The 14,227-nt window shown below is 63.2% G+C and carries 6 protein-coding genes; all 6 read left to right on the top strand.

All coding sequences use genetic code 11. The features are described from left to right. The first annotated feature begins 4 nt into the window (after positions 1-4). From GJV18_RS02780 to GJV18_RS02755, 6 genes are read left to right on the top strand one after another with little or no spacing between them, the layout of a single operon-like run. Positions 5-5,215, top strand: coding sequence for a PAS domain S-box protein (locus tag GJV18_RS02780; RefSeq protein WP_160343198.1), 5,211 nt, complete (start codon positions 5-7; stop codon positions 5,213-5,215). Next, positions 5,212-7,137 carry an ATP-binding protein gene (locus tag GJV18_RS18750; RefSeq protein WP_160343197.1) on the top strand — a complete coding sequence of 642 codons (1,926 nt, stop codon included), beginning with the start codon at positions 5,212-5,214 and terminating at the stop codon, positions 7,135-7,137. Before GJV18_RS02780 ends, GJV18_RS18750 begins: the two co-directional genes overlap by 4 nt. Next, complete coding sequence (locus tag GJV18_RS02770) at positions 7,134-9,092, top strand: ATP-binding protein (RefSeq protein ID WP_160343196.1); 1,959 nt, start codon at positions 7,134-7,136, stop codon at positions 9,090-9,092. Before GJV18_RS18750 ends, GJV18_RS02770 begins: the two co-directional genes overlap by 4 nt. After that, positions 9,089-11,986, top strand: coding sequence for a hybrid sensor histidine kinase/response regulator (locus tag GJV18_RS02765; RefSeq protein WP_160343195.1), 2,898 nt, complete (start codon positions 9,089-9,091; stop codon positions 11,984-11,986). Before GJV18_RS02770 ends, GJV18_RS02765 begins: the two co-directional genes overlap by 4 nt. After that, a complete protein-coding gene (locus tag GJV18_RS02760) occupies positions 11,979-12,365 on the top strand; it encodes a response regulator (RefSeq protein WP_160343194.1) in 387 nt (128 codons plus the stop codon). Before GJV18_RS02765 ends, GJV18_RS02760 begins: the two co-directional genes overlap by 8 nt. Next, entirely contained in the window at positions 12,358-14,019 is a 1,662-nt protein-coding gene (locus tag GJV18_RS02755) for a diguanylate cyclase (RefSeq protein WP_160343193.1), read from the top strand. Before GJV18_RS02760 ends, GJV18_RS02755 begins: the two co-directional genes overlap by 8 nt. Positions 14,020-14,227: the final 208 nt, after the last annotated feature.

The raw sequence follows: 14,227 nt of genomic DNA, 5'->3' as shown, positions 1-14,227 counted from the left end.
CCGCATGGGTCAGACAAACGCCACCATCCGCGCCATCGTCCTGTTCGGCAGCCTCGGCCTGACCCTGTTGTTTGTCGGCCTGGCCTGGCGTGCCCTGGACGAGCGGGAAAGCCTCTGGCAGCTGCAACTGGCCAGCCAGAGCGAACTGCAACGCATGGCCCTGCTCAGCACCCAGCAGCGCCAGGATGCCGAGGCCCTGCTGCTGGCCGAAACCCTGGCCGCCGATGCCTGGCTGGTGGAACTGGTGCGCCAGGCCCATGAACTGCAACAGCAAGGGCTGGCCGCCGATCACCCGACCCTGCAGCAGATCCGCAATCAGCTCTACACCCGTTTGCTGCCACGCTGGCGCATCCTGCAGGACAACCACCCCTTCCGCCTTTATGTGCATCTGGGCGCCCAGGGTCAGGTGCTGCTGCGGGTGCACAACCCCAATGCCTTTGGCGACCTGCAGCTGAGCCAGCGCCCCATGCTGCGCGCCGTGCTCGCCGATGGCCAGGCGCGCAGCGGCCTCAGCCTGGGCTCACGCAGCTCCGGGGTACGCGCCATCAGCCCATTGCAGATCGACAGCCTGCAGGGCAAGCGCACCATTGGCGCGCTGGAGGTGGTGGTCGAGCTTTTTGATAACCTGCCCCAACTGGACCGCGAGCTGAACGCCGGCATCGCCCTGCGCCTGGCCCAAAAGGCCCTGGAGCCGGCACGCAGTGGTGAGTCTTTACGTGGCCTGGAGCGGTCCCCGGATGCCTGGCGCCTGGCCAAGGCCTCACGGCCCCAGGCCGAACGCTGGCAGGCCGCCGGCCTGCTGCCCGCTCCCAACGCCGGCGACAGCATTCGCCTGCTGGAAGATCAGGGCCGCCACTACCTGCTCAATCAGATCGTGCTGCCCAGCCTCGGGGTGAGCCCTACCAGCACGGAAGACGCCCAGGCCATTGCCCTGCTCTGGCATGACATCAGCCCCCTGCACCAGCGCCACCTGGACGAAAGGCGCCAGCTGATGGGTAAGTGGGCGCTGGCCTGGCTCGGGGCTTTGACCCTGCTGTTGCTGATGCTCTGGGCCACCCGCACCAGCACCCGGCAACTGATGCTCAGGCACCAGGCCAAGCTGCAGGAGCGCCATCAGGAAAGCGAACAGGCGCGTCAATTGCTGGCGCTGATCGCCGATGCCCAGGCCGCCTATATCCAGACCGACAACCAGCGCGAAAGCTTCGACGCCCTGCTGACCCGCATCCTGGATCTGACCGGCAGCCAGTTCGGCTTTATCGGCGAGGTGCTGCTCGATCCGCAGCAACAGCGCTACCTGCGCACCTATGCCATCAGCAATATCGCCTGGGATCAGGCCAGCGCCGATTTCTTCGCCGAGCGCGCGCCGCTGGGTCTGGAGTTTCGCAATCTCGACAGCCTGTTTGGCCGAGTCATTCGTGACGCCAAACCACTGATCAGCAACGCCCCGGCCAGTGATCCACGACGGGGCGGCCTGCCACCCGGGCATCCACCGCTGGAAGCCTTTGCCGGCTTGCCACTGTTTGCGGGCAACCAGCTGGTCGGCATGCTCGGCCTGGCCAATCGTCCGGAAGGCTACACCGAGGACTTCCCGTCACAACTGCAGCCTCTGCTCAATACCCTCGGCCAGTTGATTGAAGCCCTGCGCCGTGACATCCAGCGCCAGCAGACCCAGCAACGCCTGGAACGCCAGCAGAAGGCGCTACGCGCCCTGAACGAAATCGCCGCCCTGTCACACCTGGACAGTCAGCAGCAGTTGCGCGCCGCCCTGCAACTGGGCGCCGATTTCTATGGCATGCCAGTGGGGCTGATCAGCCATATCGAAGGCAACGATTACCGCGTGCTGGTTCAGGTATCGCCCCCCGGCGGCCTGGAAGATGGTCAATGCTTCCCCCTGGGCGATACCTACTGCAGCCTGGCCCTGGCCAGCAAGGATGTCCTGGCCATCGAACAGATGGGCCAGAGCGCCCATGCCCGTCACCCCTGCTATTCGCTGTTTCACCTGGAGAGCTACATCGGTATTGGCATCCGGGTTGCCGGTCAGCGCTTCGGCACACTGGCGTTCTGCAACCCCGAGCCCCGACCAAGCGTCTTCGATGACAGCGAGCATGAATTTCTGCGCCTGTTCGCTCGCTGGGTAGGCGCCACCCTGGAGCGTCAGCAGCAGGAAACCGCCCGGCAACAATTGCTGCAGCGCCTCGACGAATCCCAGCGCATCGCCCGTCTGGGGCATTGGGAAGCCAACCTGGACGACGGCAGCCTGTACTGGTCTGACACCATCTACGACATCTTCGGCTTTGACCCGAGCCACTACCAACCCAGTATCGACAACTTCAAACGCTGCGTGCACCCGGAGGACAAAGCCCTGGTTGAAGCCAGTGAGGCCCGCGTGCTGGCGGGCGGCATCCACGACGTCCGGCATCGCATCATTCGCCCGGACGGGGAAGTGCGCTGGGTACAGGAGCTGGCCCACCTGCATCCGGATGAACGGGGCCACTACGTACGCCTGATCGGTACCGTGCAGGACGTGACCGAGCAGGCCCTGGCGCAAGCCCAGCTGGACGCCCAGCGCCAGCGCCTGGAAAGCATTATCGAAGGCACCCATATCGGCACCTGGGAATGGAACGTGCAAACCGGCGCCACGGTATTCAACGAGCGCTGGGCCGACATTATCGGCTACAGTCTGGACGAACTGGCCCCCGTTGATATCAACACCTGGCTGAACCATGCTCACCCGGACGATCTGACCCAGTCCGGTGCCCTGCTGAACGCCCATTTTCGTGGCGAAGCCCCTTACTACGACTACCAATGCCGTATGCGCCACAAGGCTGGGCACTGGGTCTGGGTTCATGATCGCGGCCGGGTAGTGAGCTGGACTGACGATGGCCAGCCGCTGATGATGTATGGCACCCACGCCGATATCACCGAGGTGCGTCAGCAGCAGGAGGCGGTACGCGAAGCCCGCGCCTTCCTCCAGGCGGTGCTGGACTCGGCCACCGGGGTGAGCATCATTGCCACGGACCCGAACGGACTCATCACTCTGTTCAACAGTGGTGCCGAACGCCTGCTCGGCTACCGCGCCGAGGAGATGATTGGCATACACTCGCCCGCGCTGATCCACCTGCACGAGGAGGTGCAACAGCGCGGGCACATGCTTAGTGCAGAACAGGGCCGATCAATCAGCGGCTTCGAAGTATTCGTGCATCGTGCGCGCAGCGGCGAGCCGGAAACCCGTCAATGGACCTATGTGTGCAAGGACGGCAGCCAACGCCGGGTCAACCTCACCGTCAGCGCCATGTTCGACGAAGCCGGGCAGATCAGCGGCTTTCTCGGCATTGCCAGCGACATCACCGAGCTGCAACAGGCCACCCGCGCCCTGCAGAAAAGCGAGCGACGCTTTCGCAACCTGGTGTCGAGCCTGCCTGGTGTGGTCTATCGCTGCGACAGCGACACGGACTGGACCATGCGTTATATGAGCGATGCCGTCGCACAGCTCGCCGGCTACCCGGCCTCGGACTTTATCGACAACCGCGTACGCACCTTCTCCAGCATCATTGAGCCGGAAGACCTGCCCATCACCTACCAGGCCCTGGCAGCCATTGAGCGGCGGGAAAACTTCGAGCTCACCTATCGACTGAGACACGCCGATGGACATTCGGTCTGGGTTCGGGAAAAAGGCCGCGGCGAGTACGATACCGATGGCCAGTTACTGTGGATATCCGGTTTTATCTGGGACATCAGCGATCGCAAGGCCGCCGAGGACGCCCTGCTGGTCAGTCAGCAGCGCTTTAGCAACGCCTTCAATACCGCGCCCCAGGGCATGGCCATGGTAGGGCTGGATGGCCGCTGGCTGGAGGTCAACGATGCCCTGTGCCGCATGCTCGGCTACAGCCGCGCCGAGCTGTTGCAACTGGACTTCCAGCACATCACCCACCCCGATGATCTGGCTGCGGATCTGAACCTGATTGACAAGCTCGTGGCAGGCCAGATCAACAACTACCAGATGGAGAAACGCTATTTCGACAGCCAGGGCCGCACGCTCTGGATTCTGCTCAGCGTGTCCCTGGTGCGTGATGCGCAAGGCCAGCCGCTGCACTTTGTCTCGCAGATTCAGGACTTCAGCGAACGGGTCGAAGCCGAGCGAGCCATCCGCGAACGTGAGGAGTATCTGCGCACCCTGCTTGATAACGTTATCGACGCCATCATCACCATTGACGAGCAGGGGCTGATCGAAACCTTCAATGCCGCCGCCGAAGACATCTTCGGCTATGCACTGGACGAAGTACGGGGGCGCAATGTGCGCCTGCTGATGCCCGAGCCGTATTACAGCCAGCATGACCAGTACCTGGCCCATTACCTGGCTACCGGTGAAAAGCATGTCATCGGTCAGGAGCGTGAAGTCGAGGGGCGGCGCGGCGATGGTGAGATTTTCCCTATGGAGCTGGCCGTCTCGCAGATCACCCACCAGGGCCAGCGCCGCTTTATCGCGGTGATTCGCGATATCAGCGAGCGCAAGCGCATCGAACAGATGAAAAACGAGTTTGTCTCCACCGTTAGCCACGAGCTGCGCACACCGCTGACCGCTATAGCCGGCGCCCTGGGGCTGATCAACGGTGGTGCCCTGGGTGAGGTGCCCGCCAGCATGCAGGCCATGCTGCAGATCGCCCAGGGCAACAGCCAGCGCCTCAGCGAGCTGATCAACGACCTGCTGGATATGGACAAGCTGGTGGCCGGCAAGATGACCCTTGACCTGCAGCCGCACGCGCTGCAGCCCATGCTCAAGAACGCGATCACGCAGAACCAGCCCTATGCCGATCAGCATCAGGTACACCTGCATCTGCAGCCCGTACCCGTTGACCTGCTGGTTCGGGTAGACAGCCAGCGTCTGGCTCAGGTCATGGCCAACCTGCTGTCCAATGCCGCCAAATTTTCCCCACCTGGTAGTGCAGTGACCGTCGATGTCGTCCAGCAGGGCGGTCGAGTACGGGTCAGCGTAGAGGATCATGGTTCCGGCATCCCCGACGAATTCAAACCGCGCATCTTCAGCAAGTTCTCCCAGGCTGACTCCAGCGACAGCCGCAGCAAGGGCGGCACCGGCCTGGGCCTGGCCATCAGCAAGGAGCTGATCGAACGCATGGGCGGACAAATCGGCTTCGATTCGGTCGAGGGCCAGGGCAGTACCTTCTGGTTCGAGCTGCCGTTGGAGGAGGCTCCATGAGCATCCACAATGCTCCTCGCCAGTACCTGAACTGGGGAACCAGCCTGGGCCTGCTACTGATTCTTGGGTTAGCTGTCGAGCTGCTGCTGCAGCAATATGGCCTGCGTCAGCAGCAGGCCGAGCAGCAGCGTCTGCTGGCACATGCCAACGAGGTGCGCGCCGTACTGCTCGGCGAACTCAATGCCACCCTACACCTGGCCACCGGCCTGGCCACCTATATCCCGGCCAAGGCCGGACGGATCGACCCGGCCGAGCTTGAGCCCTGGCTAAAAGGGCTGTTTCAGCAGGGCCGGCATATCCGCAATATCGGCCTGGCACCGGGCAATCGCCTGACCTTTATCTACCCCCTGGCCGGCAACGAGGCGGCTCTGGGCCTGTATTACCCGGATACCCCCAAACAATGGCCAGTCATCGAGCGCATCATCGCCAGTGCCAAGCCAATGCTGGATGGCCCCTTGCTACTGGTTCAGGGTGGCCAGGGTCTGATCTACCGGGTGCCGGTATTTCTCCCCGATCAGAGCTACTGGGGCTTGATCAGCACAGTGATCGACTTCGACAGGCTGTACGCAGAAGTCGAAGCGGTAGCCCGGCAACGGGGGCTGAGCATCAGCCTGCTGCCCCTGGATGGCGCATTACCACAACAGAGCGCAGAGGCTGAAGCCATAAACCTGGTGGTGCCGGTAGCCGGCGCCAGTTGGCAGCTGCAGGCGCGCGCCCTGGAACCGCTGCAGCCCCTACCCCTCGGGTTACGCCTGCTCGGCTGGGGCCTGGCCCTGACCGTCAGCCTGCTGATCGGCCTGGCCCTGCACAGCCAGCAGCGTCGGGCCAGTCTGTTGCTGGCCCTGAACCAGAGTCAGCGCGACTTTCTCCAGGCATTCGAGCGGGCGCCCCAGAGCATGGCACTGGTGGATAATCGCGGCTGCCTGCTGGTGGTCAACCAGGCGTTCTGCCGCCTCCTGCAGCTACATGCCACGCAACTGGTGCGCCAGCCCCTTGAGCATTTCTGCGTGCCCGAGGAGCGGGCCGATTTGCTGCAACACCTGGCCGCCATTCGCCCAGGCCCCAACCGCAGCTGGACTCAGCACCTGCTGGATGCGCACCAGCAACGCATCGCCGTGGAATGCAGTGCGGCCATCCTCGGTCCGGTGGCGGATACTGATCAGGCGCGCATCCTGCATATCCAGGACATCCGCGAGCGCCAACGCCTGCAACGCCTGCAAAATGAATTCACCGCCAGCGTCAGCCATGAACTGCGCACGCCCTTGACCGCCATTGCCGGAGCCCTCGGCCTGATCAACGGCGGCGCACTGGGTGAAGTACCGCCGGCCATGGCCGAATTGCTGCAGATCGCCCAGGCCAACAGCCAGCGCCTGCAGGCGCTGATCAGCGACCTGCTGGACATGGAAAAGCTGCTGGCCGGCCAAATGCGCTTCGAGCTGCGCGAACAACCCTTGTGGCCCCTGCTGCAGGATGCCGTGGCCCACAACCAACCCTACGCCAGCCAGCATCAGGTAACGCTGCAACTACAAGAACCTGCCGCTCCGCTTTCGGTGCGGGTCGACGCCCAACGCCTGAGCCAGGTCATGGCCAATCTTTTGTCCAACGCGGCCAAGTTTTCTCCACCTGGTAGCCAGGTCACGGTCAGCGCAGAGGATCTGGGCGACCGAGTGCGGATCGCCGTGCGCGATCGTGGCCCGGGTATCTGTGAAGAGTTCCGGCCGCGTATTTTCAGCAAATTCGCCCAGGCCGACGGCAGTGACCGCCGGCAAAAGGGCGGCACCGGATTGGGCCTGGCCATCAGCAAGGAATTGGTGGAACGTATGCAGGGTGATATCGGCTTTGATACCGCAGCGGGCAACGGTACGACCTTCTGGTTCGAACTCCCTGTCAGCACCTCTCGCCAGGAGAGCAGCACTCTATGAGCAATCACCCCGGGCACCCCGCCACGCCGCTCAATGAAAGCGAACGACTCGCTGCGCTGCTGGCCTACGAACTGCTGGATACTCCGAGCGAGGCGATGTTCGACCGCATTACCGCACTTGCCGCGCAGATTTGTGGCACCCCCATCGCCCTGATCTCGCTGATCGACGCCGAGCGCCAGTGGTTCAAGAGCCGGCATGGCCTGGATGCCGAGCAAACCCCGCGGGAAATGGCCTTCTGTGCCCATGCCATCAACGGCCAAACGCTGTTTGAGGTAGACAACACCCTGCTTGACCCAAGGTTTTGCGACAACCCGCTGGTCACCGGCGCGCCAGATATCCGCTTTTATGCGGGGGTGCCGCTCAATGATGGTCAAGGCCATAACCTGGGCACCCTGTGCGTGATCGATCGCCAGCCACGCCATCTGAATGATGCTCAACGCCAGGCTCTACACCTGCTCGCTGAACAGGCCACACAACTGTTCGAACTGCGCCTGCAAGCGCGCCGACAGCATGAACAGGCGGCCCTGCACAAGGCCATGTTCCGCAGCGCCGGCGCGGCCGTACTGGTCACTGACCTGGATGGCCTGATCCAGCAGGCCAGCCCAGGGGTTTCCACGCTGCTGGGCTACCAGCCGGCTCAGTTGCAGCAGCAACCCCTGGAGCAGCTCCTGACCAGTACCTTACGCCGGCTGCCCGAGGATTCGCTGCGCAAGCCCCTGGCCCAGACGGAAGGCCTGGGCCAGGTCCATGAAGTGCAGTTACGCCACTGTGACGGACACCCTGTCCCCGTGCTGCTGACGTTGACGCCGATCAGCCTGGAAGATCAGCCTCCGCTAGGCTACCTGTGCATCGCCCATGACCTGAGCTACCGCGAAGAGGCCCTGCAGCGCCTGCAAAAAATCGCTGAGCACCTGCCAGGGATGGTCTATCAGTTCCAACTCGATCCCGATGGCCAGAGCCACTTCCCCTACACCAGCCAGGGGGTTGAAGAGATTTATGGCCTGAGCCCAGAAGCAGTCGCTCACGACACGCTGCGGGTTTTTCAAGTTATCCACCCCGATGATCAACGACGCGTCCAGGAGGGCATCTACCTATCCGCCCGTGACCTGAGCCTGTGGCATCAGGAGTATCGCGTTATGCACCCGCGCAAGGGCCTGATCTGGGTCGAAGGCCGCGCCTCACCCCAGCGCCAGCGCGATGGCAGCGTGCTGTGGCACGGTTTTATCAACGACATCAGTGCACGCAAGCAGATGGAGCGCCTCAAGAGCGAGTTTGTCTCCACCGTCAGCCATGAATTGCGCACGCCACTGACTTCTATCGCCGGCTCCCTGGGCCTGGTCAACGGTGGTGCCCTGGGCGAGGTGCCGCCATCGATGGCCGATATGCTGAAAATTGCCGAGCAGAACAGCCAGCGCCTACGTCAACTGATCGACGACCTGCTGGATATGGACAAGCTGATCGCCGGCAAGATGACCTTCAACCTTCAGCCGCTGGCACTGGAGACCCTGCTCGCCGAATGCTGCGCCAGCCACCAGGGCTTCGCCCAGCAACATGGTATTCGCCTACTGCATAGCCCCGGCCCCGGATTGCAGGTGTTGGCCGATCCCTTCCGCCTGCAGCAGGTGCTGAGCAACCTGCTCTCCAACGCCTTGAAGTTCTCGCCCGCCCAGGGCGAGGTGTTGCTGTCCAGCCAGCTGCACGGCGATGTCGTGCGTATCCTGGTCAGCGACCAGGGCCCCGGTATTTCGGCGGATTTTGCCGGGCGTATCTTCGAGAAATTCTCCCAGGCCGATGCCAGTGACCGCCGGCAGAAAGGCGGTACCGGCCTGGGCCTGGCCATCAGCAAGGAACTGATTGAGCGAATGGACGGACAGATCGGCTTCGACTCCACGCCGGGACAGGGCAGTACCTTCTGGATCGATATCCCCCTGCACAGGGAGGGCAATGCACCATGAGGCGGCTACAACAGACTCTGCAGCAGCGCCCAAGGCTGATGCCCGTGCTGGTACTGCTGGGCAGTCTGCTGGCGACCCTGTATGCCTGGCACAGCCTGCGCCAGTCCCAACAATCGGCGGCCGAATTGCATTTCCAACAACTCGGCGAGGAAGTGCTCGATGCCATCGAGCGGCGCATGAATAACCAGCGGCAGATCCTGCTCGGCACCGCCGGCCTGTTCGAGGCCAGTGAACAGGTCAGTCGCGAGGAATGGCGCCGCTATGTCACGCGCCTGGAGCTGGCCGTCCACTACCCGGGCATTCAGGGTGTCGGCTACAGCCAGGTCATTGCGCCCCAGCAGTTGCAGGACTTCGAAGCAGCACGGCGCCGAGAGGGCTTTCTCAACTTCGCTGTACGCCCGGCCGGCGAGCGGCCGCTGTATACCTCCATTCTCTACCTGGAGCCGTTCAGCGGGCGCAACCTGGCGGCCTTTGGCTTTGACATGTACTCCGAGCCGGTACGCCAGGCGGCCATGCTCAAGGCCGCGCGCAGCGGCCAGGCCCGCCTGACCGGTAGGGTCACCCTGGTGCAGGAGACCCATGGCCCGGTGCAGGCCGGTCTGCTGATGTACATTCCGCTCTATCAAAAGGGTCGGCCGACACATACGGTGATGGAACGACTCGAGGCCCTGCAGGGCTTTGTCTACAGCCCCTACCGGGTCAACGACCTCATGGCCGGCATCCTCGACGGGCGCAAGCTTGAGGTCGACTTCGCCATTTTCGCCGGCCCCACGGCCGACCCTGCACAGCTGCTGTTTACCAGCACCGAGCAGCTCGACCCACGGCTACCGGCACGCCATCAGGCCCAGCTGCAGCTGTTCGGCCAGACCTGGACGGTCGCCTTCCACGCCCAGCCCGGCTTTTTCAGCCGTTTCCAACAAGGGCAGAGCAGCCTGTTGCTGCTGGGCGGCACCATCAGCCTGCTGCTGTTTTTCCTGGTGCGCAGCCTGGCCCTGGGCCAGCAGCAGGCACAAAGCCTGGCCCTGGATATGACGGCCCAGTTGCGTCAGCGCGAAGTCGAATTGCGCTTGAGCGCCGAGCGCCTTGATCGGGTCCTGCAGGGCGGCCATGACGGCTGGTGGGATCTGGACATGGCCAGCCAGCAGTTTTTCGCCTCCCCCCGCGCCTGGCACATGCTCGGCTACCCTGAAGACGGCCCTAATCCTCCGTTGAAAGGCTGGCAGCAGCTTATCTGCCCGGATGATCTGCCCGCCCTGCTGGCCCGCCTGCAACCCCCGCAGGGCCAGCTTGAGCATCTGCTCAGCTACGAGTGCCGGCTGTTGCAGTGCAACGGTGAAAGCCTGCCCGTGCTACTGCGTGCCCTGGTCGAGTGTGCACCCGATGGTCAGGTGCTGCGGGTCAGCGGCACGGCCATGGACCTGAGTGAGCAAAAGCGCATCGAGCGGCTGAAAAACGATTTCGTCTCCACCGTCAGTCACGAGTTGCGCACCCCGCTGACCTCCATTGCCGGCTCCCTCGGCCTGGTCAACGGCGGCGCTCTCGGCGCGGTGCCCGACACCATGCGGCCGATGCTGGAAATCGCTCAGCAGAACAGCCTGCGCCTCAGCCACCTGATCAATGACCTGCTGGATATGGACAAGCTGGCAGCCGGCAAGCTCACGCTGGAGTTGACGCCCCTTGAACTGGATCAACAACTGCGCGATAGCGTGCAAAGTAACCAGGCCTATGCGGCCCAGCAGCAAATCCAATTGCTCCTTGATCCTGGCCTGAACGTGCAGGTGCGGGCCGATGCCCTGCGCTTGCAGCAGGTACTGGCCAACTTTATCTCCAACGCCATCAAGTTTTCCCCGCCCGGTGGCCAGGTGCGCCTGCACAGTACCCTGCGCGACGGCCGTGTGCGAATCAGTGTCAGCGACCAGGGCCGCGGGATTCCTGAGCACTTCCAGAACCATATCTTCCAGAAGTTCGCCCAGGCCGAGAGCGGTGATCAGCGCCAGAAGGGCGGCACCGGCCTGGGGCTGGCCATCAGCAAGGAACTGGTCGAGCGCATGGGCGGCCAGATCGGCTTTGATTCCCATGAAGGCCAGGGCAGCACTTTCTGGTTCGAGCTCCCGATACTGGACGACGGCAGATCCGCATTACATCAGCAGCGACCCGGCATTCTGGTGGTAGAGGACGACCCCGATATCGCCCGCCTGGTGCAACTGTTGCTGCAACGCGCCGGTTACCGCGTGCACCTGGCACACAGCCTGAAACAGGCCCGCCGAGTGTTGCAACGTGAATCCATTGATGCCATCACGCTGGATCTGGGGTTGCCAGACGGCCACGGCATGGAACTGATCCAGGAACTCAATCAGGATGTCGTCCTGCAGGCCCTACCGGTTCTGGTCATCTCGGCCAGCAAGGGGCAAGGGCAGAAACAACTCAGCCTGCAAGGTAGCCTGCATATCGTTGACTGGCTGGATAAACCCATTGACCCCAAGCGCCTGCTGAGCGGCTTGCACCAGGCACTCCGTGGTCTGGAGGCCAAACCACGCGTCCTGCACGTAGAAGATGACACCGACCTGCGTAGAGTGATTGCCGAACAGGGCCGCGAACTGGCCGATTTCATCCCCGCCAACAGCCTGGCCGAAGCACGCGAACATCTGGTCAGAGGTGATCTAGACTTGGTTCTGCTGGACCTTGGCCTGCCCGATGGCGATGGCCTGGAACTGCTTGCTGATATCCACCAGCTATATCCGGGGTTGCCGGTAGTGGTACTGTCTTCCTCGGAACTGTCCAGCGATCAACTGCAACTTGTGCAGGCGGCTCTGGCCAAGTCGCGCACCGATACCCAGCACTTCCTCGATATTCTGGCCCGCCTACTGCCTGCCAAGGAGACCTACCATGCCTGAACTCAAGCGCATCCTGCATGTGGAGGACGACCCCTCGATCCAGGCCGTGGCACGGGTCGCCCTGGAGGCCGTGGGCGGCTTTCAGGTGCTCAGCTGCTGCTGCGGCCAGGATGCCCTGGATCAGGTACAGGGATTTGCCCCCGACTTTATCCTGCTGGATGTGATGATGCCGGGCATGGACGGGCCGCAAACCCTCGAAAAACTGCGCCAGCTGGTGGATATCGGACAGATCCCAGTGGCCTTTATGACCGCCAAGGTGCAACCCAGCGAGATCGAGCACTACCGCAGCCTCGGCGCCCGCGACGTGATCATCAAGCCCTTCGACCCCATGCAACTGGCCACGCAGATCCGCGCCATCTGGAGCCAAGCCCATGGATAAACGGCAACAGCAGCTGGCGGATCTTCAGCAACACCTGCAACTGCTGGGCGAACAGTTTGCCCAGCGCCTGCGTGAGGAGCTGCCCCAACTGGCAGACAAGGCCGCGCAACTGCAACTAGCCGCCGATCCCAGCGAACAACTGCAACACCTCGGTGAGCTGCGCGAGCAACTGCACAAGCTGGCCGGCAGCGCCGGCACCTTCGGGTTTGCCGAGCTGGGCCAGCGCGCCCGCGAGCTGGAACTGCAGACCCAGCAATGGCTGAGCAGCCTGCAGCTGCAGCAACAGGGCCTGCAGGCCTTTGTCCAGGAACTGCAGCAACTCGCCAGTAGCCATGAGCAGCCGGCCACAGCCAACCCGGTGGCACCGACCAGCAGCGGGCTGAGCAAGGCGCCGCGCAGTGAAAGCGCCTACCGTATCTATATCCTCGAAGACCAGGCCAAGGTCGGCGAAACCATTCGCCTGACCCTCAACACCTTCGGCTACCAGGCCCGCCACTTTCTCACCACCGCCGAACTGGATACCGCGCTGGCCGAACAGTTGCCCGACGCCCTGATCGTCGACGTCAACCTGGGCAACAGTCAGCAGACTGGCCTGGACTACGCCGAAGCCCTGCAGAAGCGCCTGGAAGAGCCGCTGCCGCTGCTGGTGATCACCACCCAGAACGACTTTCATACTCAGCTGCAGGCCGCCCGTATCGGGGCCATGGGCTTTTTCAGCAAGCCGGTGGACGTGGCCAAGCTGGAAAGCCGCCTGGAGCGCTGCTTTGCCCAGCAGAATGGTGAGCCCTACCGGGTGCTGATCGTCGACGACGACCGTGATCTGTCAAGTCGCTACAGCCTGGTGCTGCGCGGCGCCGATATGCTAGTGGAGGTGGTCAACGATCCGCAGCAGCTGTTCGAGGCCATGGGCCGCTTCAACCCGGAAGTGCTGCTGCTGGACGTCAATATGCCCGACTGCTCCGGCCCCGAGCTGGCGCAGATGGTGCGCTTCAATGACGACTGGCTGCGCGTGCCGATCATCTACCTGTCGGCGGAAACCGATATCGCCCGGCAGATGAGCGCCCTGATCAAGGCCGGTGACGACTTCGTTACCAAGCCGATTTCCGACAACAGCCTGATCGCCACGGTGTTCGCCCGTGCCCAGCGCGCCCGCCTGCTCAGCACTGCCCTTGCACGTGACAGCCTGACCGGGCTGCTCAAGCACGCCGACATCAAGGAGCAGGTGGTCATCGAACAGGAACGCGCCCAGCGCAATGGCAAGCCGGCCAGCGTGGTGATGCTGGATATCGATCACTTCAAGCAGGTCAACGACAGCCATGGCCACGCCATTGGCGACAACGTCATCCGCGCCCTGGCCAACCTGCTGCGCCAGCGCCTGCGCCGTATCGACAGCCTGGGCCGCTATGGCGGCGAGGAATTTATGGCGGTGCTGCCGGACTGCAGTGGCGAGCAGGCCCTGCGCATCATTGATGAGATCCGCCAGCAGTTTTCGGCCATCCGCTTTGCCGGCGAACACAGCGAGTTCAGCGTCAGCCTCAGCGCCGGCATCGCCTGCGCTCAGGGGCAAAGCCCGGACGCGCTGATGGAGCAGGCCGACCGTGCCCTCTACCTGGCCAAGCACAGCGGCCGCAATCAGGTGCGGCTGGCGAGTTAGGCTATCGCCTGGCTATGGCAGCGCATCGGTTGGCTGCACTACGCGAACAGCCTGTAGGGCGGATGACGCTTTACCCATCCGCCAGCGCGGTAATGAATAACCCCAGCGTTTCCACCCTGCCCGCCAAGGCCGCTGCAACCTGCTCTGCCATGGCCTGTGGTGGATGTAAAAAGCGCCATCCACCCTAGCCTCTGGGCGCAGTCCGTAG

It is taken from the genome of Pseudomonas xionganensis (genome assembly GCF_009763245.1).
In the GTDB taxonomy this organism is placed as follows: Bacteria; Pseudomonadota; Gammaproteobacteria; order Pseudomonadales; family Pseudomonadaceae; genus Aquipseudomonas; species Aquipseudomonas xionganensis.
The sequence above is the reverse complement of the archived record's forward strand: the minus strand, read 5'-3'. Positions and strand labels throughout refer to the sequence as shown.

Coding starts and splice junctions, on each gene's coding strand:
- GJV18_RS02780 (WP_160343198.1), top strand. CDS start 5: ATGGGTCAGACAAACGCCACCATCCGCGCCATCGTCCTGTTCGGCAGC.
- GJV18_RS18750 (WP_160343197.1), top strand. CDS start 5,212: ATGAGCATCCACAATGCTCCTCGCCAGTACCTGAACTGGGGAACCAGC.
- GJV18_RS02770 (WP_160343196.1), top strand. CDS start 7,134: ATGAGCAATCACCCCGGGCACCCCGCCACGCCGCTCAATGAAAGCGAA.
- GJV18_RS02765 (WP_160343195.1), top strand. CDS start 9,089: ATGAGGCGGCTACAACAGACTCTGCAGCAGCGCCCAAGGCTGATGCCC.
- GJV18_RS02760 (WP_160343194.1), top strand. CDS start 11,979: ATGCCTGAACTCAAGCGCATCCTGCATGTGGAGGACGACCCCTCGATC.
- GJV18_RS02755 (WP_160343193.1), top strand. CDS start 12,358: ATGGATAAACGGCAACAGCAGCTGGCGGATCTTCAGCAACACCTGCAA.